Annotated in this window: 29 protein-coding genes; 15 read left to right on the forward strand and 14 right to left on the reverse strand. The window is 52.6% G+C overall.

What is annotated here, in order from left to right; all coding sequences use genetic code 11:
* Positions 1-105: 105 nt before the first annotated feature.
* The 3 genes from KNP72_RS08645 to KNP72_RS08655 form a co-directional block, all read right to left on the reverse strand.
* Entirely contained in the window at positions 106-783 is a 678-nt protein-coding gene (locus KNP72_RS08645) for a uracil-DNA glycosylase (RefSeq protein ID WP_214832893.1), read from the reverse strand.
* 81 nt (positions 784-864) lie between these two features.
* Positions 865-1,500, reverse strand: coding sequence for an FMN-dependent NADH-azoreductase (locus KNP72_RS08650; RefSeq protein ID WP_029596264.1), 636 nt, complete (start codon positions 1,498-1,500; stop codon positions 865-867).
* A 123-nt stretch (positions 1,501-1,623) separates the two neighbouring features.
* Positions 1,624-2,055: a MarR family winged helix-turn-helix transcriptional regulator gene (locus tag KNP72_RS08655; protein WP_021068116.1), complete on the reverse strand. Its 432-nt coding sequence runs from the start codon at positions 2,053-2,055 to the stop codon at positions 1,624-1,626.
* Between the two features lie 123 nt (positions 2,056-2,178).
* On the opposite strand from KNP72_RS08655, the gene KNP72_RS08660 reads away from it, so the two are divergent.
* From KNP72_RS08660 to KNP72_RS08670, 3 genes are all read left to right on the forward strand, one after another.
* A complete protein-coding gene (locus KNP72_RS08660; RefSeq protein ID WP_251128947.1) occupies positions 2,179-2,589 on the forward strand; it encodes a hypothetical protein in 411 nt (136 codons plus the stop codon).
* Between the two features lie 92 nt (positions 2,590-2,681).
* A complete protein-coding gene (locus KNP72_RS08665; RefSeq protein ID WP_021068114.1) occupies positions 2,682-3,569 on the forward strand; it encodes a diacylglycerol/lipid kinase family protein in 888 nt (295 codons plus the stop codon).
* A gap of 56 nt (positions 3,570-3,625) precedes the next feature.
* Positions 3,626-4,150, forward strand: a complete 525-nt coding sequence (locus KNP72_RS08670; protein WP_214718472.1) for a GNAT family N-acetyltransferase — start codon at positions 3,626-3,628, stop codon at positions 4,148-4,150.
* A 34-nt stretch (positions 4,151-4,184) separates the two neighbouring features.
* Here KNP72_RS08670 and cbpA read toward each other — a convergent pair whose 3' ends face one another.
* Positions 4,185-4,820, reverse strand: coding sequence for a cyclic di-AMP binding protein CbpA (cbpA, locus tag KNP72_RS08675; protein WP_021068112.1), 636 nt, complete (start codon positions 4,818-4,820; stop codon positions 4,185-4,187).
* A gap of 187 nt (positions 4,821-5,007) precedes the next feature.
* On the opposite strand from cbpA, the gene pdxK reads away from it, so the two are divergent.
* The 3 genes from pdxK to bshB2 are packed head-to-tail and all read left to right on the forward strand — an operon-like array spanning position 5,008 to position 6,907.
* Complete coding sequence (gene pdxK, locus KNP72_RS08680; protein WP_021068111.1) at positions 5,008-5,832, forward strand: pyridoxine/pyridoxal/pyridoxamine kinase; 825 nt, start codon at positions 5,008-5,010, stop codon at positions 5,830-5,832.
* A gap of 53 nt (positions 5,833-5,885) precedes the next feature.
* On the forward strand, positions 5,886-6,257 hold the full coding sequence (locus KNP72_RS08685; RefSeq protein WP_029596267.1) for a YojF family protein: 372 nt from the start codon (positions 5,886-5,888) through the stop codon (positions 6,255-6,257).
* On the forward strand, positions 6,254-6,907 hold the full coding sequence (gene bshB2 / locus KNP72_RS08690) for a bacillithiol biosynthesis deacetylase BshB2 (RefSeq protein WP_034805162.1): 654 nt from the start codon (positions 6,254-6,256) through the stop codon (positions 6,905-6,907). Before KNP72_RS08685 ends, bshB2 begins: the two co-directional genes overlap by 4 nt.
* 165 nt (positions 6,908-7,072) lie before the next feature.
* Here the strand turns inward: bshB2 and KNP72_RS08695 are convergent, their stop codons facing one another.
* The 4 genes from KNP72_RS08695 to KNP72_RS08710 all read right to left on the reverse strand — a co-directional run bounded on the left by KNP72_RS08695 (position 7,073) and on the right by KNP72_RS08710 (position 10,430).
* Entirely contained in the window at positions 7,073-7,906 is an 834-nt protein-coding gene (locus KNP72_RS08695) for an undecaprenyl-diphosphate phosphatase (protein ID WP_214832895.1), read from the reverse strand.
* 90 nt (positions 7,907-7,996) lie between these two features.
* Entirely contained in the window at positions 7,997-9,127 is a 1,131-nt protein-coding gene (locus KNP72_RS08700) for an MFS transporter (protein ID WP_214718836.1), read from the reverse strand.
* A gap of 131 nt (positions 9,128-9,258) precedes the next feature.
* Positions 9,259-9,771 (reverse strand): type 1 glutamine amidotransferase domain-containing protein, encoded by a 513-nt coding sequence (locus tag KNP72_RS08705; protein ID WP_029596270.1) that lies wholly within the window; start codon positions 9,769-9,771, stop codon positions 9,259-9,261.
* A 68-nt stretch (positions 9,772-9,839) separates the two neighbouring features.
* The gene (locus KNP72_RS08710; protein WP_214832897.1) at positions 9,840-10,430 is read right to left on the reverse strand and encodes a DNA-3-methyladenine glycosylase; all 591 of its coding nucleotides are present in this window, start codon (positions 10,428-10,430) and stop codon (positions 9,840-9,842) included.
* Between the two features lie 123 nt (positions 10,431-10,553).
* On the opposite strand from KNP72_RS08710, the gene KNP72_RS08715 reads away from it, so the two are divergent.
* Positions 10,554-11,027, forward strand: coding sequence for an NUDIX hydrolase (locus KNP72_RS08715; protein WP_034805169.1), 474 nt, complete (start codon positions 10,554-10,556; stop codon positions 11,025-11,027).
* A gap of 60 nt (positions 11,028-11,087) precedes the next feature.
* Here KNP72_RS08715 and nhaC read toward each other — a convergent pair whose 3' ends face one another.
* On the reverse strand, positions 11,088-12,464 hold the full coding sequence (gene nhaC, locus KNP72_RS08720) for a Na+/H+ antiporter NhaC (protein WP_214832899.1): 1,377 nt from the start codon (positions 12,462-12,464) through the stop codon (positions 11,088-11,090).
* 208 nt (positions 12,465-12,672) lie between these two features.
* Between nhaC and queC the strand changes: the two genes are divergently transcribed.
* From queC to queF, 4 genes are read left to right on the forward strand one after another with little or no spacing between them, the layout of a single operon-like run.
* Positions 12,673-13,317 carry a 7-cyano-7-deazaguanine synthase QueC gene (gene queC / locus KNP72_RS08725; RefSeq protein WP_214715028.1) on the forward strand — a complete coding sequence of 215 codons (645 nt, stop codon included), beginning with the start codon at positions 12,673-12,675 and terminating at the stop codon, positions 13,315-13,317.
* Positions 13,314-13,769 carry a 6-carboxytetrahydropterin synthase QueD gene (queD, locus tag KNP72_RS08730; RefSeq protein ID WP_021068101.1) on the forward strand — a complete coding sequence of 152 codons (456 nt, stop codon included), beginning with the start codon at positions 13,314-13,316 and terminating at the stop codon, positions 13,767-13,769. The genes queC and queD overlap by 4 nt, the downstream gene beginning before the upstream one ends.
* Entirely contained in the window at positions 13,769-14,464 is a 696-nt protein-coding gene (queE, locus tag KNP72_RS08735; protein ID WP_251128948.1) for a 7-carboxy-7-deazaguanine synthase QueE, read from the forward strand. Before queD ends, queE begins: the two co-directional genes overlap by 1 nt.
* Before the next feature lie 11 nt (positions 14,465-14,475).
* Entirely contained in the window at positions 14,476-14,964 is a 489-nt protein-coding gene (gene queF, locus KNP72_RS08740; protein WP_214715054.1) for a preQ(1) synthase, read from the forward strand.
* 29 nt (positions 14,965-14,993) lie between these two features.
* On the opposite strand, the gene KNP72_RS08745 is transcribed toward queF, so the two are convergent.
* A complete protein-coding gene (locus tag KNP72_RS08745) occupies positions 14,994-15,650 on the reverse strand; it encodes a TVP38/TMEM64 family protein (protein WP_214715056.1) in 657 nt (218 codons plus the stop codon).
* Positions 15,651-15,765: 115 nt separating this feature from the next.
* Between KNP72_RS08745 and KNP72_RS08750 the strand changes: the two genes are divergently transcribed.
* Positions 15,766-16,275 carry a hypothetical protein gene (locus KNP72_RS08750; protein ID WP_214718478.1) on the forward strand — a complete coding sequence of 170 codons (510 nt, stop codon included), beginning with the start codon at positions 15,766-15,768 and terminating at the stop codon, positions 16,273-16,275.
* A 32-nt stretch (positions 16,276-16,307) separates the two neighbouring features.
* Here the strand turns inward: KNP72_RS08750 and KNP72_RS08755 are convergent, their stop codons facing one another.
* From KNP72_RS08755 to KNP72_RS08765, 3 genes are all read right to left on the reverse strand, one after another.
* A complete protein-coding gene (locus tag KNP72_RS08755) occupies positions 16,308-16,796 on the reverse strand; it encodes a hypothetical protein (RefSeq protein ID WP_214832901.1) in 489 nt (162 codons plus the stop codon).
* 90 nt (positions 16,797-16,886) lie between these two features.
* Positions 16,887-17,342 carry a GNAT family N-acetyltransferase gene (locus KNP72_RS08760; RefSeq protein WP_251128949.1) on the reverse strand — a complete coding sequence of 152 codons (456 nt, stop codon included), beginning with the start codon at positions 17,340-17,342 and terminating at the stop codon, positions 16,887-16,889.
* Between the two features lie 58 nt (positions 17,343-17,400).
* Positions 17,401-18,165, reverse strand: coding sequence for a TrmH family RNA methyltransferase (locus KNP72_RS08765; protein WP_214832905.1), 765 nt, complete (start codon positions 18,163-18,165; stop codon positions 17,401-17,403).
* Between the two features lie 221 nt (positions 18,166-18,386).
* Between KNP72_RS08765 and KNP72_RS08770 the strand changes: the two genes are divergently transcribed.
* From KNP72_RS08770 to KNP72_RS08780, 3 genes are all read left to right on the forward strand, one after another.
* Positions 18,387-20,015 carry a PTS transporter subunit IIBC gene (locus KNP72_RS08770; RefSeq protein WP_214715063.1) on the forward strand — a complete coding sequence of 543 codons (1,629 nt, stop codon included), beginning with the start codon at positions 18,387-18,389 and terminating at the stop codon, positions 20,013-20,015.
* A 52-nt stretch (positions 20,016-20,067) separates the two neighbouring features.
* Positions 20,068-20,859 carry an endonuclease/exonuclease/phosphatase family protein gene (locus KNP72_RS08775; RefSeq protein ID WP_214832908.1) on the forward strand — a complete coding sequence of 264 codons (792 nt, stop codon included), beginning with the start codon at positions 20,068-20,070 and terminating at the stop codon, positions 20,857-20,859.
* A gap of 117 nt (positions 20,860-20,976) precedes the next feature.
* Positions 20,977-22,158, forward strand: a complete 1,182-nt coding sequence (locus tag KNP72_RS08780) for an MFS transporter (protein WP_214832910.1) — start codon at positions 20,977-20,979, stop codon at positions 22,156-22,158.
* Positions 22,159-22,188: 30 nt separating this feature from the next.
* Here KNP72_RS08780 and KNP72_RS08785 read toward each other — a convergent pair whose 3' ends face one another.
* A complete protein-coding gene (locus KNP72_RS08785) occupies positions 22,189-22,893 on the reverse strand; it encodes an alpha/beta hydrolase (RefSeq protein WP_214832912.1) in 705 nt (234 codons plus the stop codon).
* Positions 22,894-22,950: the final 57 nt, after the last annotated feature.

The raw sequence follows: 22,950 nt of genomic DNA on the forward strand, positions 1-22,950 counted from the left end.
CTTCTATGCACATTCGCTTTTAAGCGCTAAAGTATCTTGTTGCTAGTAACGATAACAGACGATTCGGACGCCGTCAACAAAAAAACAGTCCGCATCTGCAGACTGTCACAAACACCAATCGATTTCATGTTGTCCCCACTCACTCAACTTCGCATTCACTTGCGAGAATGGCTTCGATCCGAAAAAGCCGCGATGCGACGAGAGCGGACTCGGGTGGACCGAGGTCAAGACGGCATGTTGCGGGCCAATAAATTTCTGTTTCTTCTTCGCGTCGTTCCCCCATAAGATGAACACGAGCGGCTCTTCCCGCTGTCCAAGTCGCTCGATAATGGAATCGGTGAACTGCTCCCAGCCCTGTCCCCGATGCGAACCGGCTTTGCCTGCTTCGACCGTGAGCGCGGTGTTGAGCAGCAACACGCCTTGACGAGCCCATGCTTCTAAATTCCCGCTGGTCGGTACGGGACAGCCGATATCGTCATGCAATTCTTGAAAGATATTTCGAAGCGACGGTGGGAAACGTACACCGTCTTGGACCGAGAAACTCAGTCCATGCGCTTGGTTTGGCCCATGGTATGGATCTTGTCCGAGAATGACGCATTTGACGTCCTTGAACTTCGTATAGACGAACGCATTCCAAATGTCTTCTCGGGCCGGATATACGGTCGATGACGCATACGCCTCATCGACGAACGCTTTCAAGTTAGTAAAATAAGGCTCGGCCATCTCGGATGCGATGATGTCGCTCCAATCCCCGAGCAGGCGATTTGATAACTGTTCTCCCATGTGTTTCTCCCCTTTCCGTCTTATCATACCCGAATCGATGGCACACAAAAAGGCGAGCCCGATTGGACTCGCCCTTGATCATTATACTGTGACTGCGCCTGCGACTTCTTTCGCAAGTGCTTCGGCTTTCGCTTTTGCGTCAGCAACGATTTCTTCGATTTTGTCTGGGTATTGGTTCATGCCTTCAACTGGAAGTGTCGTCACTTCTGTCACGCCTACGAATGCGAGTGCTTGACGAAGGTATGCGTCTGCGAAGTTGAGGTCTGTACCTGTGTAGATTCCACCCGTACCTTGGATGTGGATCGCTTGTTTGTTCTCGAGAAGACCGACTGGGCCTTGTTCTGTATAACGGAACGTTTTACCAGCAGTCAATACGCTGTCGAGGAACATTTTCATGCGAGCTGGGAAGAAGAAGTTCCACATCGGTGTTGCGAACACGTACATGTCAGCTTCCATGAACTTCTCGAGCATGCCGTTCATCGTCGCGACTTTAGCCGCTTCGACGTCAGTGAGAGCTTCGCCTGAAGCGAATTTGCCCCATGCGCTGAGGACGTCGCCGTCGATTTCTTGAACATCGACATCGTATAATTCGATCGCTTCGACTTCGAGTGACGCATTCTCATTCGTGAGTGTCGTCATGAACGTTTCTGCGACTTGTTTGCTGTATGACAATTCTGTTGGTTTCGGGTTAGCCGATACGTATAATACCTTTTTCATAAATGGGTTCCTCCATAAGTGTGATCTCTATTTTTGTAACAACAGTTAGAACTATATCATCTGTATATCTCACAGTCAATTAGTTTAACTTCAAGATAAATAACCAAAAAAAACAGGCAGGTGTTATTTGCCTGCCGCGTTATAACCGACTCGTTTCAATAAATCGATTAACTGTTCAGTCTCTTGGTCGCTAAGGGGACCATAGATGTCTTTAAAAATCTCGATATGCTCTGGATAGACGACGTCCATCAAGCGCTTACCTTCCTCTGTCAACGAGGCGTATGTGACGCGTCGGTCAGACGGGCAAGCCACACGCTCAATTAAGCCACGTTTTTCAAGCTTATCAATCACGTACGTGACGCTTCCGCTCGTAATCAAAATTTGGTCTCCGATTTGCTGGAGCGGGGTATCCCCTCGTTTATACAAGACGGATAAAACACCGAACTCTGTTGAATTCAATTGGTGGCGTCGTAAATCGTCCTTCACACGGTCACTGATTGCGTCCATCGCTCGTGCCAAGACGATCCATGCCTTCAATTCGAGTGATTCAATCATGTCGGTTTCACCTCAATTCGTTCATCATTTACCTTTAGTATAGCAGGACATGAGCAGTATACGGTGGGAAAAACGCTTCGTCAAGAAACTTCTTCATTGTCGCCTCTGTCTGAAACGTATAGAATGGAATTATTGCGATTTTTAGAAAGGGTGGACGGTATGCGTGAGTATTACGAGATTTCATTGACGATTAAACAAGCCTATTTGAGTACGGTCATCGAGTTGTTGAACCGGGAAGGGATCGCCCCAGACTATGCGCTCGAAAAAGAAGGCGCGGTCTTTTTACTATTCAACCACTTGCCATGGCCGAACGTCACGCGCGAACCCCATGCGGTCGAACGCTTCTTATTGACGTTGTCGCGTGAGGACTATTTGTTCGTCAAAACGAAACGTAAGTCCCCCGTCCCGGACCATGAGCCGGTCGCCTGCATGGGTGCATTCGACTCGCCGTTCCATGAACATTTGAAAATTGAACTCGCCGTCGATGAATCAGATGCTAGCCACCTTGATATGTCGGCATTCCGCCATTATTAAACAACACGTCTGTGTTGTTTTTTTATGACTAGCCTCGCCACAGGACGGGAATACATGACAATATCTGAATGTGAAAAGGGGAATGTACTTTGATGGATACAGTCATGTTAATCGTCAACCCGTCGTCTGGGAAAGAGTTAGGGAAAGAACACGCCGCGGCCGCGGAGGAGGTCTTGCGAGAGCGTTACGGCAACGTCGATGTCCGGTTCACGGAGAAAGCAGACGATGCCACACATTTTGCGAAAGAAGCGGCATCGAAACAATATAAAGCTGTCATCGCGATGGGTGGCGACGGGACACTAAACGAGGCCGTAACGGGGCTCGCCGAAGCCGATCATCGTCCTGATTTCGGCATCATCCCGCTCGGTACCGTCAACGATCTCGCACGCGCGCTCGGTGTCCCTAGCGACCCCGCAGATGCCATCGAGGCGCTCAAGACGGCGCAACCGACACCGATGGATATCGGTAAATACGAGAACGGCTACTTCATGAACGTCATCGCGATCGGCCTCATCGCCGAGGCTGTCGACGAGGTCAGTGTCGAAGAGAAGACAAAATGGGGCCCGTTCGCCTACTTGATTGAAGGAATCAAAGCGTTCCGTGAGCATAGTCCATACGCCTTGTCGGTCCAAGCCGAAGAGCACACGTTCGATGGAGACGCCTATTTGGTCGTCATCGCCCTCACGAACTCGGTCGGCGGGTTTGAAAACTTTGAACCGGACGCCGAACTGAACGACGGGTTACTTCACGTCTATCTGTTTGAGAACCTCGGCTTTAAAGACGCCATCCAACTCGCGCCGGCCCTCTTCACCGGCAAGTTGAAAGAGACGGACAGCGTCACGTCCTTCACGACGAAACGGGTCCATGTCGACTCGCCAGAATCACTTCCGGTCAATGCCGACGGAGATACGGGCGGTAAACTCCCGCTCACGTTCGAAGTGCTTCCGAGCCACCTCAACGTCTTGAAGCCGATTCAGTAAAAAGGGGACTTTTCAGTTCGAGGGCAAAGAAGGATGCCTGAAAGGAGGGGAACTCGATGCCCATCTCGCTCGTCCCATTGCGAGAAGCGTCCGACGCCATCGTCGCGACGTTCAATCGTTGGAATAACGATCCCGCCATCGTCCATTTGATTCGTCCGGCCCAATCCGAAGCCGAACTCGTCGCGGAACACCAAATGACGGTCGCAGACTTGACGGAACGTCTGGACACGCACGATATTTTCTTGATTTACGACGATGATCGGCTCATCGGCGAGGTGAACGTCATCTATGACGCCCCGCACTTGTATGACAAAGAACGCGGCAGCGCTTGGCTTGGTCTGGTCATCGGTGAACAAACAGGTCGCGGGAAAGGCGTCGGCACCGCAGCCCTCACGTTGTTGGCAAATCGACTTCGTGCCCAAGGTGTGCCACGCATCGAGCTAGGTGTGTTCGGATTCAACGAAGCGGCGCATCGCCTCTATCAAAAGCTCGGTTATCACGAAATTGCCCGTATCGAGGCATTCACGTACTGGGACGGTCAATTTTGGCCGGATATCCGGATGGAAAAACGATTGGATTGAATAAGGCCTTCCTCGATGCGAGGAAGGCCTTTCGTCAGTTATTTAAATTCTCGACTTCGACGACGCGGAACCCTTTTTGTTCGAGTTTGGCGACAATCTTGTCTTTTGTCTTCTCGTCACAGTCCGGCGGCAACGTGATTAACACACGACGCAACACCTTGCTCTTGGCGTCAAGCGTCATGAGGCTGGCGATTGATGAATATTTGCTGATGACTTTCGTGATTTTCTCGAGCGCCCCTGCCTGCTCACTGAGTGCAATCGTGACGACATAACTCCCCGTGTCACGGCTCCATGCCTCTTCGAGCATGCCGAGCATCTTCCCGTGTGGCAAAATCCCGTAAAATTCGTTGCTCTCGTCTTTCAAGACCGCGATATACGGAAGTTCTTTGATTGAGAAGAAGACTTTGAAAAAGCCGTCTGACTCGTGGACGTACTTTTGTGTGTTCTTGATGAGTTCCATGACGTTATCGTCTAGGCTCGCCCCACTCATCCCGTGGCGATAAATATGCATTTTATAAATATTACCGCGGAAAAACGTTCCCGTCTCATCGAGTACAGGGACACAACGGTATCCTGTCTTTTCGAGCGTGTCGAGCGCCTCGCGCAATGTCGCCTTTTCACTGATTGTGACGACATCTTTCTTCGGAATGCATAAGCTATGCACTAACATGCGGTTTTCCTCCTAGCCAATTGAAAGTGGTCTACACCCTATTCATTACTATTCCCCAAATACGATTGAAATCCTGCCATCAATTTTCAAAACTTATTCCGGTCTTAATGCGACCTCGGGATTTGTCGTAACGCCAAAAAGTCGTTATAGTGAAACTATCCAAACAGACAAAGGGGATTGAACGACTATGACGATGAAAAAAGCTTTAACAATCGCTGGCTCGGATACGAGTGGCGGTGCAGGCATCCAAGCTGACTTGAAAACGATGGAAGAGCTCGGTGTTTACGGCATGACCGCCCTCACGGTCATCGTGGCTCAAGACCCACATAACGCGTGGCATCACGAAGTGTTCCCGATCGACACGACATTGATCGAGAAACAGATTGATACGGTCCTCGCTGGGATTGGTGTCGATGCTGTCAAGACAGGTATGCTCCCGACTCCAGAGATTATCGAACTCGCTGCCCGTAAAATTAAAGAGTACGGCATCCAAAACGCGGTCGTCGACCCAGTCATGGCATGTAAAGGTGCCGACGAGATTCTCAACCCGGACGTCGCGGTCGCGATGCGCAAGCACCTCGTGCCGGTCGCTAAAATCATCACACCAAACTTGTTCGAGGCGCGTATGCTCGCTGGCCTCGATAAGACACCTTCAACGATGGAAGAAATCAAAGAGGCTGCTCGCTTGATCCATGAACTCGGCGCTGAAATCGTCATCGTCAAAGTCGGTGGCAAGCTCGGCTTCGACACAGCATTCGACGTGCTTTACGACGGCAACGAGTATCGCCTCCTCGAGAGCGAAAAAATCGATCCTGCCTTCACACACGGCGGCGGCTGCACGTTCTCGTCAGCTATCGCGGCGTCACTCGCGAACGGTCACTCGGTCGATGAAGCCATCGAAATCGGAAAAGAGTTCATCACGGAAGCGGTCCGTCATTCGTTCCGCCTCAACCAATACGTTGGGCCAACGAACCATACCGGTTACCGCAAAAAACTAGCAACACAATCATAACGGGTGGCCCGGGACGCATGTCTCGGGTCATCGTTTCCATTGGAGGGAACCGCGTGAAATCAATTCAACCTACAACCATCCAGACTTATTTGGACGCGCATGTATCCATGCCGCTCTATGTCCATGTCGAGACGACGAACGGGGCGTATGCGACGCATAACGACCCTGATTTCCATAACGCCGGTATGTTCATTCGCAACGTCGTCATTGAATATAGCATCGGCCAAATCAAGGGCGATGGACCATACCGGGTCGGCTTGAAACTCGATCACGGTTGGCTTTACGTCGAAGGTTTGACCGACTACGAACAGCACGGAGACCAGCTCCTGCTCGCCGGCCATGACCGTCTCGGACGTCTCGCCTGCGCCTTACACTTAGACATCAAACCGCTCCCGCAAGGAGCCTCGGAGGTGGAAAGCCAATGAATGGACCATTACTCGTTATTTTTCCGCATCCCGATGATGAAGCGTTCAGCTCGGCCGGTACGATTATCCAACACCATAAACACGGATTCCCGGTCACGTACGTCTGCCTGACGCTCGGTGAGATGGGCCGCAATATGGGTTCGCCGATTTTCACGACGCGTGAAGAGTTGCCGAAAATTCGTAAACATGAGCTCGAGGAAGCGTGTGCCGTCATGGGCATCGATGACCTCCGCATGTGGGGACTTCGCGACAAAACCGTCGAATTCGAGGACGAAGCGGAACTGGCGGCACGTTTCAGCGCCTTAATCGAGGAAGTACAGCCGGCACGCGTTATCTCCTTCTATCCGGGTTACGCCGTCCACCCTGATCACGAGGCGACGGCACGTGCGGTCGTCCGAGCGTTGCAAGACATCGATGCCTCGAAGCGTCCTGAATTTTTAGGAGTCGCGTTCGACCATCGCACCGACGCCGAACTCGGAAAACCGCACGTAGTCATCGAAGTCGGTCAAGAGAGCACGGCGAAGCGTGAGGCGTTGCTCGCCCACCGTTCACAGACGGAAGGCCTGTTACGCGCCATCGACAACGCAGAAAACGCCCACGTCATGGAGTTACTCCAACGTGAGCGCTTCTATCACTATCCGTTCTCATGATTCATAGGCAAGGCGTGTCACGTACAATAATGTACCGACAGCTCCTAAGCCGATTAACGTTCCCAATACGACAACGATATGTTCCATGTTCTCACCTCTACTTGGTTATACGAACTTGATGGATCATTGGTTTCAAAGCGCATGTGCTGACATGCGCTTTTTTTCTTAGAAGTACAAGAAGTAAATCACAGCCGCCAACACGATGCGATAAATCGCGAACGGCGTCAACTTCACTTTGTTGATCAACTTCAAGAAGAACTTAATCGACAAGAGCGCGAACAAGAACGCGCTAATGAATCCGACAACGAAGACCGGTAGGGTCGCCATCGTAAAGTACTCCCATTTGCTGTAGAGCGACAGCGCACTAGCACCGAACATGATCGGTACGGCCATGATGAATGTAAAATCTGCCGCGGCCCGGTGACTCATCCCTAAGAGGACACCGCCAGAGATGGTCGACCCTGAGCGTGAAAAACCTGGCCAGAGCGAGAAACATTGAATCAAGCCGACACCGAGCGCTTGTTTATACGAAATCTCATCGAGCGTTGCTGTCGTTTGACGCTTCACGCCTGACAAATCCGCGGCAATCATGAAGAATGCTCCGATGACGAGTCCGATTAAAACGGTCTTGATCGAGAACAAGTTCTCGTCGATATAGTCTTCAAACAATAGCCCGAGCACGCCTGCCGGGAGCAGACCGATGAAGATATGCAGCAAATTCAGTTTTTTTTTCGGCCCGCTGCTGCGAATCGCGAGCAACTCCTTCGGATTCAACAACTCTTTGAATCGATTTCGAAATACGACGATGACCGCTAAAATCGAACCGAGCTGAATTACGATCTTAAATGTGTTCGCCACCTCTTGACCGAGGAAGCTGCTCGAGTTGAGCCACAGGTCATCCACGAGAATCATATGTCCCGTTGACGATACCGGAGCAAACTCTGTCAGTCCTTCGACGACGCCTAACAAAAAGCCAATAAATAATTCATACCATTCCATTGTTTATCTCCTACTCCAGTATTGTTTCTTATCATACACAAATTTATTCTCAACCGCCCTAGGTCTTGAGACGTAAAAAAAGAGGACGCTTCAGGAAGCATCCTCTTTCCACGCTCTGACCGTGACAATCGCTTGATGCACACAAACGGTAATCCCGATGAACAAAAAGGCGGCGAACAGCGTCACCCCTGCCCCGACGGCAAACACGAGCCCGAACAGGATGATGCCGCCATGCAGCAACATCGAGACGGACGATTCCGTCGTCGCCCGAATCGTGGACGGGACACGGTGGTGCAACGCCCCGAGATAGAGCGGTTCAACGATCCCGATGAGACAGGCCATTCCGACCATCATCACGAGACCGGTCGGCCCTGGATACAGACCGAGGATGACAAAGCCAATGCCGATGCCCCAGCCAATCCAGCGCAACCAACGCTCGGCCGTGGCGAAACGTAACAGCACCGGTGCGACCAACTGTCCAGGTATTTGGATGAGCAGTAGAATCGTTGATAGCATCCCGAACCAATAAAGCGGAAGCGCGACGTCGCGCGCATACAACTGCCAGAACTCATCGATAAAATTGAACGCACTAATGGTCACAACAAACAACGACGTTACGATAAACACGCGACGATGTTGCCGAATAAAGCGGAAACCGGCCGCGATGTCCGCCCACATCAACCGTTCGTCCGATGCGACTCGCTTTGTTTCAATCAGACCGAGGCTGCATGTCGTCGCGATGAACAAACTGACAATCGACAGCACGTAATTCAGCTCAAACGGGAAGCGTGTCGCCAACAGACTGCCACTGAGAGCCGCGAGCACGGCTGCGACGATTCCGATGACGTTCAATCGACCGACTGTACGTTCAAACGTTCCCGCCTTTCCGTCCTGTTCGAGCGTCTCATACAGCAACGCATTCTCGGCCCCGCTTCGAAACGCCGCTCCAATGCCTGACAAGCCGATGGCGACAGCAAACCCGACAAACGAGAACGACAACAGTAGAACGATAAACGATAGACATTCCAACCCGACCCCGATTTGCATCAGCCGCCGCCGCTCAAATCGGTCGGCGAGGACACCCGTCGGCACTTCAAGCATCACGACGAGGACGGCGTAAATCATTTCGAGATAGACAACCTCTTGAATCGTGATCGTCCGCGACTCCCAAAACAGACGTTCAATCGTGTAGGCCGGGATGAGCGCATCGAACCAACGCATCCAACCAAGCAACACAACGTTTCGACCGACTTAACTAGGTGAACGTGCTCTTTTCATCATACATCTCCTCCTTGTTTGTCTATTCCCGCTGACACAAAAAAAAGCCACGGAAACATTCCGTGGCCTGCACATTATTTAAGCAGATTGAGCATCTCGCGATTGAACGCCGGGATGTCGTCCGGTTGACGGCTCGTCACGAGCTGTTCTTGGCAGACGACGACTTCTTTGTCCGCATACTTCGCTCCAGCGTATTCCATGTCGACTTTAATCGACTTGTAGCCCGTCGCATCGCGGCCTTCGAGCGTCTTCGCCGTAATCAACAGCTGTGGTCCGTGACAAATGGCGAACACCGGCTTTTTCGCGTCCATGAACGCTTTCGCGAACTGGACGAAACGGTCATCTTCGCGCAACAAATCAGGTGAGAATCCGCCCGGTAAGAGCAGTGCGTCAAAGTCTTCTGGTGAGACGTCGTCGATGGCTTTGTCGATTGTGACCTTCGACTCCCCTTGTTTGCCTTCGACTGTATTCCCAGCTTTCTTTTCAATCGTGACAACTTCGTGCCCCGCTTCCACCAATGCGTCGCGTGGACCCGTGAACTCTACGTCTTCAAACATGTCTGTGATTAGCGTTGCTACTTTTGCCATATTGAAACACTCCCTCATTATTTTTAAGCACATAGGGAGTGTTCCACAACTAACCGGACCATAAACATTCAGCGAAACTTGGAGACGTACGGATTGGTCCGTTCGAAGAAGCGATACGGATAGTCACGCGCTTCGCCCGTGTTCGGAATCCCGATGCGCGGACCGGCCTCGATGTCTGGAATGACGTCCCCTTCGACGATATAGAGCGGTTCATGTTGGAGCGAATGCCCGTACAAGTCCATCGTGATCCCGAGCGCTTTCGTCAGTTTCCCAGGACCGTTCGTCTGATCGAACCGTTTGATGCCAGGACGATGCATGTCGATAATCGCCTGTCCTTCAATCGGCTCGATGGCTCGGATGAGGACGGCTTCCGGCGTGCCGACCGGACCGCTCACGACGTTCAAGAGTGTATGCGTGTGCATCTGATACGTATAGACGTGTCCCGGCATCCCGAACATGACCTCGGTCCGATTCGTCCGTCTGCCGCCGAAGCTATGGGCCGCTCGATCGATGGCACCAAGGTACGCTTCCGTCTCGACGATTTTCCCGACAATTTGACCGTCGAAATGATTGTGGACGAGATACTTACCAAGCAGCGATCGGGCCAATTCAATCGTCGGTTGTTCATAAAATGATAGGTCGAGTCGTTTCATCGTCATCCCTCCTCCACCTATTTTCTCAAACGTTAGCGCACGGACACAAAAAAAATGCCCTTCGTAGTCAAAGGGAATTCATGATCGGAATCGAATGGTATGACATACGAGAAAGCGAGGCGAAGAAAGATGGGGTATCTTCTAGAGTTAAGACAGACAGTGGGGAGCAGGCCGCTCATCAGTGTCGGGGCGACCATCCTCGTTTTGAACGAATACGGGGAGCTGTTGTTCCAACATCGGTCCGATACGAATGATTGGGGATTGCCCGGAGGCTCGATGGAGTTGAATGAGACGTTAGAAGAAGTGGCCGCTCGTGAATTGAATGAAGAGACAGGGCTTGAAACGAATCAATTTGAACTCGTCGGTGTCTGTTCGGGACCGAAGTTTTACTTCAAGTATCCGAACGGAGACGAAACGCATAGTGTCATCAACCTCTTCCATGCGAAGCGCGTGCAAGGGGCGTTAGCCATGAACGACGGAGAAAGTCTGGACTTGCAGTATTTCTCAAGAGCTGACTTGCCATCGAACATCGAATCGAGGGCTCAGGCGCTCATCGACCAGTTCGGAGATGCGCTATGGGAACTTGAGAGCTCTTTTACTTGAGACACTCAAAAACCATCCAGGACCTTTAATTGTCCTAGATGGTTTTTTTGAGTGATTCGATTAAGATGCGATTCGCATCGTCTCACGCTGCTTTCCCAACTTCACGTATCCGAGAATAATCGAGAAAATCGGGCTGAGCCAGAGGAAGAAGGCGAATGGTGCGTATTCAAGCACCGGCACCCCGAGTGTAGCGGCGAAGAACGCACCCGACACGCCCCATGGAATGAGCGGGTTGATGACCGTCCCACCGTCTTCGAGGGCACGTGACAAGTAACGGGGATCGATGCCGCGATCGATGAACCCTTGCTTGAACGCTTGACCTGGGAGCAAGATTGACAAGTACTGTTCGCCCGCGAGCAAGTTGACGCCAATCGAGCTGAGGACGACCGACAACACCGAGCTGCCTGGTGATTTCAATCGTTCGAGCAACGCATCGACAATCGCTTGGAATACGCCGAGCTCACGGAGCAAGCCACCGAACGCGAGCGCAATCAAGACGAGACTGACCGACCAGAGCATCGACTCGAGTCCGCCACGATCGAGCACAGCTGCAATCGTCTCGTTCTCGACACCCGACTTGAACCCGGCCTGCATGACACCGAACCAGTTTGTGACGTTCCAGTTGCCTTGAACGAAACCAGCCGTCAACACCCCGGCGAACATCCCGACGAGCATCGTCGGCAAGACCGGCATGCGACGGAACGCAAGCACCGCGACGAGAACCGGCGCGAGAAGCGTCAACCATGACAAGTTGAATCGTCCAGCGAGTGCCGCCTGCGCTTCAGCGATTTGCGTCGTATCCGCCGCTTGACCGCTCCGACCGAGAAGCGTGAACAAGACGAGGGTGATGAGGATGGCCGGTACGGTCGTCCCCATCATAAAGCGGATATGGTCGAATAGTTTGACACCAGCCACGGCCGGTGCAAAGTTCGTCGTATCCGATAGCGGACTCATCTTGTCACCGAAGAGTGCACCCGAAACGATGGCCCCGGCCGCGAGCGCCGGAGAGATCCCGAGCGCCATCCCGATTCCGAACAAGGCGACCCCGACCGTACCGACTGTCGTGAAGGCACTACCCGTGAACGACGAGACGATCATTGTGATGAGCAGGACGCTCGGCAAGAACCATTGTGCTGAAATTGTATCTAAACCGATGGAGAGGATTGTCGCCACCGTACCAGACATTTGCCATACGCCAATCAACATCCCGATCAACAGTAAAATCAAGACCGGCATGATGGCTTCACGAATCCCGCTAATCATCGCCGCTTCAATTTGTTTGAAATCACGCGTCCGATAATACGCGTAACCCCCTATTAATACCATTGTGCCAAAGATCGCCATATGTGGCGTCGCTTTGGCCAAAAACATCAGTGCGAGCAGGGAAATACCGCTCATCAGTACGACGAATACAGCCTCTTTTCCTTTCATCTGCATCGACGTCCCCTCCTTTCAGTTCCATCATTTTCTACCTAACCGCTTAAACGCTTTTATGCGCGAAAGTGTTTCAGTGATGTTCTTTACTATACCTGCTTCTCTTTTCCCTGTCAAACGTCTTTTTATGGTAAAGTAAACGCTCGAGGGTGACCTCCGGAGTTCGTAACCTCCTCCGACATCAAAACTAGCGAAAAAGGAAGTGTGCACGTTGCAACACGAAAAAGCATTGGTCGTCTTTAGTGGCGGTCAAGATTCAACCACCTGCCTATTTTGGGCAAAACAACAATTCTCTCATGTGGAAGCGGTGACGTTCGCCTACGGGCAACGCCATGACGCGGAAATCGAGGTCGCAAAAGAGATTGCGGCCGAACTCGATGTCCCGCACCACATCCTCGACTTGTCCTTACTCGGACAACTCACCTCTAACGCGTTGACGAGACATGATCTCGACATCGACAATGCGGACGTCCCAAACACGTTCGTCGATGGACGCAATCACTTATTCTTATCCTTTGCGGCCGTCATGGCCAAACAGCTCGGTATGCATCACATCGTCACCGGCGTATGTGAGACCGACTTCTCAGGTTATCCGGATTGCCGGGACCAGTTCGTCAAATCCTTGAACGTGACGCTCAACTTGGCGATGGACTATCCGTTCGTCATCGACACACCGCTCATGTGGCTCGACAAAAAGCAGACGTGGGAACTCGCGGATCAACTCGGTGCGTTCGATTATGTCAAAGAACGGACGCTCACGTGCTATAACGGCATCCTCGGAGCAGGTTGTGGCGAATGCCCGGCTTGCGTACTCCGTCAAAACGGCCTCGCCGCTTATGAGGAGGTGCGCGTATGAAGAACGCTCCATTCCTCGCCCCGACGAGTGTTGAAGCTAAACAAGACGGCTCGCTCATCTACTGTCCGCACCGTGTCCAAATCGTCAAAGAAGTGACATTCGATGCCGCCCATCATTTGTTTGATTACGACGGCAAATGCCGCGCGCTGCACGGACATACGTATAAATTGCAAATGGGCATCAGCGGTTTTCTCGATAACCGTGGCATGACGCTCGACTTTGGTGATTTAAAAGCCATCTTTAAAGAAGAACTCGAACCATACCTCGACCATCGTTATTTGAATGAGTCGTTACCTTATATGAACACGACTGCCGAAAACATGTGCTACTGGATTTTCGAACAGCTCGCCAAGCACTTGCCTGACGAGCGCGACGTCCGCGTCGAATTCGTCAAACTGTACGAGACGCCGACCTCGTACGCCGAGTTCCGCCGCGAATGGTTGGTGGACTGATGAAAATCCCTGTCCTCGAAGTGTTCGGCCCGACGTTTCAAGGGGAAGGCCGCGCCATCGGGCAAAAGACGATGTTCGTCCGGACCGCCGGTTGCGATTATCGCTGTTCGTGGTGCGACTCCGCCTTCACTTGGGACGGCTCAGAAAAACCTGACATGCTCACAGCCGACGAGGTGATCGAACGGCTCGACGCGCTCGGTGTGTATGACTACGTCACCATCTCGGGCGGCAACCCGCTCCTCATCGCCGCGATGAAAGACTTGGTGACGAAACTGAAGGCGCGTGACGTCAAACTCGCCGTCGAGACGCAAGGCAGTCGCTATCAGGATTGGCTCGCTGACATCGACGACGTGACGCTCAGCCCGAAACCACCGTCTTCCGGCATGACGACCGACTGGGAGAAACTCGACGCCATCGTCGAACGGCTGCGCCCCGAACAGACAACGTTCAAAGTCGCCGTCTTCGACGAGATCGACCTCGCCTATGCGAAATCGGTCCAGACGCGCTACACCCCGGACGTCATGTATTTATCGGCCGGCAATCCTGAGCCCGGTGCGGACGGTGACATCACCGACGCCCAGCTCCGTCGCTTAAAAGAACTGTGGGAAGACGTCGCTCGTGACCCGTCATGGCAAAGCGTCCGTGTCCTACCGCAACTGCACACATTACTGTACGCCAACGAACGTGGCGTCTAAGGAGAATACTTATGAGACCAGATGACTTACAAGACTTGTCGCTCCTCGGACAGAAGAGCGTCCCATATATTTTTGAATATGCACCGGACGTCCTCGAGGCGTTCCCGAACCGTCACCCGGAGAACGATTACTTCGTGAAGTTCAACGCACCGGAGTTCACGTCACTCTGCCCGATCACGAACCAACCGGACTTCGCGACGATTTACATTTCATACATCCCGGACGAGAAACTCGTCGAGTCGAAATCGCTCAAGTTGTATTTGTTCAGCTTCCGCAACCATGGCGATTTCCACGAGAACTGCATCAACGTCATCGGGAAAGACCTCGTCAAGTTGATGGAGCCGCGCTATCTCGAAGTGTGGGGCAAGTTCACGCCCCGCGGCGGCATCTCGATTGACCCGTACTACAACTACGGAAAACCGGGCACGAAATACGAAAAAATGGCGGAACATCGTTTGTTCAACCACGACTTGTATCCTGAGACGGTCGACAACCGATAAATCAAAAAGTAGGCGCTCCCGTTGAGCGCCTACTTCTTTTTATAGCGATTAATTTGTCGTTTAATCGGTTCGCGGAACACGGTTGCAACGAGCGTCAGGACGACTAAGACGACGAGGGCGAGGATGATCATCTTAAAGTCTCCACTCGCGATACTGCTGCCGAGGAAGTTGTTGGCGAACGCTCCTGGAATCATCCCGACCGTGGTCGCGAAGATATAACCTGGGAGGCGCACTTTCGCGAGCCCTGAGGCGTAACTGACCAAGTCAAAGTTGACGAGCGGAATCAAGCGTAAAATCAACACATAGAAGAACCCGTCCTCTTCAATCTTATGCTGCACCTTCTCGTAGCTGCTCGTCTCGAAATGATGGAGAAAGCGGTCACCAAAGCGAATCGCGATATAGTAGGCGACGAGCGCACTGAGCGTGGCCCCGATGATCGTATAGACGACACCGGGCAACGTCCCGAATGCCAACCCACCGGCGACGGACAAGACGGACGTCGGAAATAAAATCAACGGACGAACGGTGAACAATAAAATATATACGAGCGGGGCGAGCCAACCGAATTGAACGATATAATCTCGAATCTCACTCGGACGCAAGTCAATCCACTGATAAAGGAACGTCACAGTACCGAATACGAGCAAGACGACGGCAATGATCCATTGGGTTTTCCATTTATCCATCGGTCGCCCTCCTCTCTTTCTTTCATCATATCGCCTCGTCTCAAAAAAGTAACGCCTTCCTTTTTTTAGGAGTCACATTATGGTACGGTTAGAAAAAGCAGAAGGAGGAATCCCTATGTATTTGGCAGACGCCATTAAACTGAAACAACTGCTGCTGAAGCAGATTGATAAGTTGCTCGAAGAAGTCGAACGCGTCGCGTTCATCGAACTCGAGAAAGATGAACCGCTCCCGACGATTCAGTCCCGGTCGCTCGAGGATATCGAAGTCGAGCTCGAGTCGATTCGAACTGACTTGCGTCGTCTGGACCGTCTCGTCTGTGAAGCAAACCTACGTACCGTCGTCGAGACGAATGATGGACCGCTCCCGCTCGTCGAAGCGATGGAGTTCGCCATTCAATTACGCGCTCAAGCTCGGATGTATCAAGATTTGGCCGAACGCCCGAAGCGCGAGTTCCGAACCGGGTATGTGGAAGGGACGGCCGTCATCAAACATGCGCTCTATGACCCTGAGCTGTATCGCTTGAAAGCCCGAGACGTCGAGAAACGGGCCAACCGGATCGCCAGCGCCATCGAGGCGGCCAACCATCGGACCGAAATCGACTTTGATGCAAGCCGCTATATGTAAGAAAAATGCGTCGGGAACGTTCCCGACGCGTTTTACATATGGTGATCGTGATGGTCGTGGTGATGCGAGCTCGAACGGCGTCGCGGTGCCGGCTCATCGGCGAACTTCTCCCCGTCCAAGATGCCGAGCCGCTTGTATTGGCGGTCAATCCGCTCCTTCGTCTCGTCGTGCACGTGCGGTGACTCCATGACCAAATGATAGCTGCCGAGTGCGACCCGGAACGGCTCCATCTGTGTCCGTTCGACCGGGAACGACGTGACGTCCCGCAAATAGTCGGCGAGCCGGTTCGCCGACTCGTCACTCGGATGGTCGGCCAAGTCTGACGCGAACTGCTGCATATCTTTCAACAGACTGTTCGTCTTCACTTGATTGCGGATGCCTGCCATCACGGCAAACACAATCAACGCGATAATACTAATAACCACAATCGGAAAGATGCTGAACATCCCTTCGAACAACGAATCGCCCATCCCGGTCGAATCGATGTATACTTCTTCCCCGAACGCAAACGTATAGACCATGATGTTGCCCCCTTTTTTCTATAATACGGACGAGGTGCCATTTGGTTTCATCGACACGAAAAAACCGTGGCATGTGCCACGGCTCATCGGTCAGTTCAATTGTTTTTCCATCATGATGCGCGGCTCGTTCTCCTCGGTATACGCCCCCATGATGTCGTAGCCACACAACAGGTTCAAGATGATGACCCCTTTGTTCGTGTTGCGCGCTTTCGTTCGAATCGAATGGAACCCTTGTGCCTTCACCCACTCGAGTTGCGTGTCCATCAGCTTGCGACCGATGCCATGCTTTTGAAACTCAGGGTGAACGCCGCCGGCCCAGCTATAGAAGCGATACGGCTCGGCCTCATAACCGATTTTGAATCCGACGAGACGCTCGTCCGAAAACGCGAGCAACACGAGCGGGTTCGCATGGCGATACAGCCGTTCTTTAAAACGCAGTTGATCGATGTCCCCGTATAACGTCCGATACAGGTTAAAGAATTCCTCTTCATAGTCTTTGAAATTCGTCGTCACATCTTTCACGATAAATGAACTGGTCGTACTCATCTTTCCATCCCCTTTCGAAATATGGACAAGTAGTTCGTACGCCTGTACCTTTCGCCGTTTACTCCGTTTTTCCTGTCTCGCGCGCAAAAGCGGTCAAACCTTTTTGCTTATAGACGCCGAGCGACCGCTTCGGAAGGCTCTTCACCATCCAATTTTTTAAGATGCGCTGCTTGTCTTCCACCTTCAGCCCATAGCCGTCCGTCACGACATGACGCGCCCGCGTCGTCACATCGTATAACGAGATGGCGGCAGCGACCGAAATGTTCAAGCTTTGGACGTATCCTTGCATCGGAATCAAATAATTGCCGTCCGCCTTGGCGAGCGCTCGTTCCGATACGCCGTGATGCTCGTTCCCGAACAACAGCACCGTCGGTTTCGACACGTCGATGTCCTCAAGCGGAACCGCCTCTTCACTAAGTGCCGTGGCGAGAATTTGATATCCGTCCGCCTTCAATCGGTCAATCGCGTCCTCAATGGAAGGGTGTTCGACCACGTCGACCCAACGATCCGCACTCTTGGCGATAATCGAGTTCGGTTTGAACTTGGCCCGACCTTCGACGACGTGCAACGTCTGCACACCGAACGCGTCCGCCGAGCGGAGCACGGCCGACTGATTGTGCGGATCATCGACCCCTTCCGTCAAAATCGTGATATGGTTCGTCCGTAACGCCAACACTTCCTGCATCCGTTTGACACGGTCTGGCATCAACATGCTATACAGTAATCGATCTTCTTCTAATAACAGGCCCGACTGCAACAACTCCTCAAGCAAGGCCGCCTGCTCTTCTTTTGATAATGCCGATGTCGTCTGTCTCCATCCCATCGTTCTCGCCCCTTTCAACCTCTAGTATTGTAGCGAGATTCGTTTCGACTGACAAGCTATGGGCGAAACGAGTCGAATCGGTTTCGATTATGAAAATCCATGAAAATTAGGAAAACGGTTGCACAAAGTTATGCAATCGATTACAATCATCTATGCAAGCGATTGCATTGACAGTCGCCATAGACAGATAAAAAGTTCCGTATAGGAAGGAAGCGTATAGCATGAAACAACTCATCTCGTTCGACTTTTGGCAGAAACTCGGTAAGGCCTTAATGGTCGTCATCGCCGTCATGCCAGCCGCAGGTCTCATGATCTCGATCGGTAAATTGATTGGCATGTCAGCCGGAGACGTCAGCATCTTGCTCACGACCGCTCGCATCATTGAAGATCTCGGTTGGGGAATCATCGTCAACTTACATATCTTGTTCGCGGTCGCCATCGGTGGCTCGTGGGCGAAAGATAAAGCCGGCGGTGCTTTCGCTGCACTGATTGCCTTCATCTTGATTAACCGTGTCACAGGTGCCATCTTCGCCGTCAACGGAACGATGCTCCAAGACCCGGAAGCGACAGTCCAGTCACTCTTCGGAGCTGACCTCGTCGTCGCTGACTACTTCACATCAGTACTCGGTTCACCAGCTCTTAACATGGGCGTGTTCGTCGGGATTATCGCCGGTTTCCTCGGTGGTGCCCTTTATAACAAGTTCTACAACTTCAACAAATTGCCGAACGCCCTCTCGTTCTTCAACGGGAAGCGCTTCGTCCCATTCGTCGTCATCCTCGGTTCGGTCGTTGCCGCGATTGCCTTGTCAATCATTTGGCCGACGATTCAAGGTGCGCTCAACAGCTTCGGTGAATGGATTGCGACGTCACGCAACACGGCACCAGTCCTCGCGCCGTTCATCTATGGTGCGCTCGAACGTCTCCTCTTGCCGTTCGGACTTCACCACATGCTCACTGTGCCGATGAACTACACGGAACTTGGTGGCACGTATACGATTTTGACAGGTGCGACAGCCGGTTCGGTCGTTGCAGGTCAAGATCCGCTCTGGTTGGCTTGGGTAACGGACCTCGTTAACCTGCGTGCCGCTGGTGATACAGCCGCTTACAACGCCTTGCTCGCAGACGTCGTACCGGCCCGCTTCAAAGTCGGTCAAGTCATCTTGTCGTTCGCTGCCTTGATCGGTGCTGCTTACGCGATGTACCGCAACGTTGACGAAGACAAGAAAGCACAATACAAGCCGATGTTCTTGTCGGCTGGTCTCGCCGTCTTCTTGACGGGTGTCACAGAACCAATCGAATTCATGTTCATGTTCGTCGCTCCAGTCCTTTACGTCGTCTATGCACTCATGGCCGGTGCCGCCTTCGCTTTGGCGGATGTCATCGACCTCCGTGTCCACGCGTTCGGTGCGATTGAATTGCTCACACGGATCCCGATGATTGTGAAAGCAGGATTGCTCCAAGACTTGATTAACTTCTTCCTCGTGTCGGCGGCCTTCTTCTTCTTGAACTTCGGTGTATTCAACTTCTTCATCAAGAAGATGAACCTTCCGACGCCTGGTCGCAACGGGAACTACATGGAAGAAACAACTGAGAAATCGAACGTGACCGGCAACGAGCAGGTCATGGGGATTATCGCTCTACTCGGTGGGGAAGAGAACATCGAGGACGTCGATGCCTGCATGACGCGTCTGCGTGTCACAGTCAAAGACATGTCGCTCGTTTCAGAAGAGAGCGAATGGAAAAAGAACGGCGCCATGGGTCTCATCTTGAAAGACCGCGGTGTCCAAGCAATCTACGGCCCGAAAGCCGACGTATTGAAGTCTGATATTCAAGACGTCATCGGTGCATAATCAACAGGCCAGCTCGTACGAGTTGGCCTGTTTTTTCTAAAGGAGGACTATCGTGAATATTTTAACGCTGAACTGTCACGCCTGGTTAGAGGACCGCCAACAAGAGAAAATCGACTCGATCGTCGAACGGATCGCGAGCGAGGAATATGACATCATCGCACTCCAAGAAGTGAATCAACATAAAGAAGCCCCGCTCATCGACGGCTTGATTCGAGAGAACAACTTCGCCTATGTGCTCGTCGAGCGTTTGAAAGAGCAAGGCGTCGATTACTACATGACGTGGGACTTCGCCCATTACGGCTATGACATCTACGAGGAAGGCGTCGCGATTTTGTCGCGCATTCCGTTCGTATCGACCGAATCGTTCTTCGTCTCGCAGACGACCGATCCGAACGATTACAAGTCTCGGAAAATCGTCAAGGCGGTCGTGGACGGCATGGACGCGCCGACGGCGATTTACTCCTGTCACCTCGGTTGGTGGCATGACGCCGATGAACCGGTGCGCCATCAGCTCGATGAACTGTTGCGCCGCGTCGAGGACGACGACCGCGCTTTGTTGCTCGGTGACTTCAATAACGACGCGTTCATCCGTGGCGAAGGGTACGACTACTTGATCGAGCACGGCCTCCAAGACTTGTTCCATTTGGCGACCGAGCGTGAAGGTGATGCGACCGTCCAAGGCAAGATTGCCGGCTGGGACGAGAACAAGCGGGCGCTTCGCATCGACTTGATGCTGACGAACGCCCCGATTCACGTCTCACGCCATGCCGTCGTCTTTGACGGCGAGAACGGTCCGATCGTTTCCGACCATGCCGGTGTCGAAGCGACGGCATTCTGGCGCTAATCAGACCCTTTTCTTTCACAATGTGAGAGAAAAGGGTTTTGCTTTTGACGAAAATTCGGTATGGTTGGAAACGACTGATGTCTAACGACCATTCTTTTTTGAAAGTAGTGATTTCTTTTGACGACTTCTTCAACGCTCAGTCGGACCGACTGGACGCTTATTTTATCACTTGCCCTGCTCACGTTCGTGCTCGGGACGAGTGAATTTGTCATTGTCGGCATTTTGCCTGATATCGCTGACGGCTTATCCATCTCCATCGCCACGGCGGGGACACTCGTCTCGGCGTTCGCCATCACGTTCGCCATCGGCACGCCACTGACGATGTCATTGACGAGCCATTTACCGAAACGAAAACTGATGCTCGTGCTCACCGCTCTGTTCATCGTCTTCAACCTATTCAGCAGTCTCGCTCCGACGTACGGGATCTTGCTCGTGCTCCGGATGATGACCGCCGTCGTGACGGGCGTGCTCATCTCGCTCGCCATGCTCGTCGCCAGTGAATCGGTACCGACCGGGAAGCGCGGGATTGCCGTCTCGTTCATTTTCGGTGGCTTTACGATGGCGAACGTATTCGGCGTCCCGCTCGGTACGTTCATCGGGCAACGTGCCGGATGGGAAACGACGTTCTTGTTGACGACCGCTTTAGGTGTCGTCGCATTTCTCGCCGTCTACCGCGTCGTCCCGAGTCAGTTGACGAGCGTCAAGACGTCAATTGCCGATCAATTGCGCCTCTTGACGAACCCGCGGATTTTAATCGCATTCTTCATCCCGGCGTTCGGCTTCGGCGCGACGTACGTCGTCTATACGTATCTCGTTCCGATTTTGAAAGGTGTACTCGGCGTCCCGGTCTCTTGGATTAGCCCAATTCTGTTTGCCTACGGGTTCATCTCCATCTTCAGCAATATGGCGGCCGGTAAAATCGCCAGTCACAATCCGATTGGTCGGCTCAGATACGTCTTCCTCATTCAAGCGCTCGTCTTGGCGGCGTTGTATGTGACTACGTCGAACGTGACGCTCGGCCTGATCAATATCGCGTTCATGTCGTTCATGGCGATTCTACTGACGACATCGACGCAAATCTATTTGATCGACTTGGCCGAGAAGTTCAATCCGGACGCCAAAGGCCTGGCTTCATCGCTCATGCCGGTCGCGAGCAACGTCGGCATCGGTATGGGCTCAGCGCTCGGCGGGCTCGTTTATGCGAACGCACCCGTCATGACGCTCGCCCTCGTCGGGGGAGCCGTAGCACTCTTGACGGCATTGTTAACCACCGTCAGTTATAAGCTCGACCAACGTTAAAACAGCGTGCCCACGTCGGGCACGCTGTTTTCATAACCAATCGATGATTTGGTCGATCGTCTCGTCTTGTTGCTCTTTGGCGCTGAGCGGGCTGTCGTTATCCCCATCCTGCGGTCCGTACATCCCAAAGTTGGCGTGATTGCCGTCCTTAATCTGATGGAAGACGGCGTCATTCGGGACGTTGTCACGGCTCGCTTCGATATCAGCCGGTGTGGCCAGACCGTCGATTTCCCCAGAGACGGACAAGACACGCAGATTGCTATCCGCCATCGTACTGATTGGGTACGACGCGAGGAAGATGACGCCCTCGACTTTTTCCTCGTGTTCGAGCGCGTAACCGGACGCGGCCGAACCGCCGAGTGAATGCCCCCCGACGACCCAACGCTCGATGTCTGGATGGGCGGCGATGATGGCATCTGCGGCATCGATATCGGCTATCCCGAGATTTAAGCGCAACGATGGGATGGCGACGAAGATTCCTTCTTCCGCTAACCTTGCTCCATAATAGGCGTACGCCTCTTTCTCGACTTTCGCTCCCGGATACAGAATGAAACCGACCTCGCTCGACGAGTCACCGAACTCGAGACGATTGTCCACTTCCGTCGCCTCCGCCGCGTAATCGAGCGCTTCTTCCGTCGGTCCGTACGTCAGTTGCGTCCACACGAGGAAGCCGATGATGGCGACCAATATGACCCCTAATAGGCCAAGGCCAATCCACTTCAGTTTTTTCTTCATTATATACCTCCATTTGCATCCACTTCCCCGTCACGGTACACTAATAAGAAAAAAGGG

Source organism: Exiguobacterium sp. s152, assembly GCF_018618335.1.
GTDB classification, from domain to species: domain Bacteria; phylum Bacillota; class Bacilli; order Exiguobacteriales; family Exiguobacteriaceae; genus Exiguobacterium; species Exiguobacterium chiriqhucha.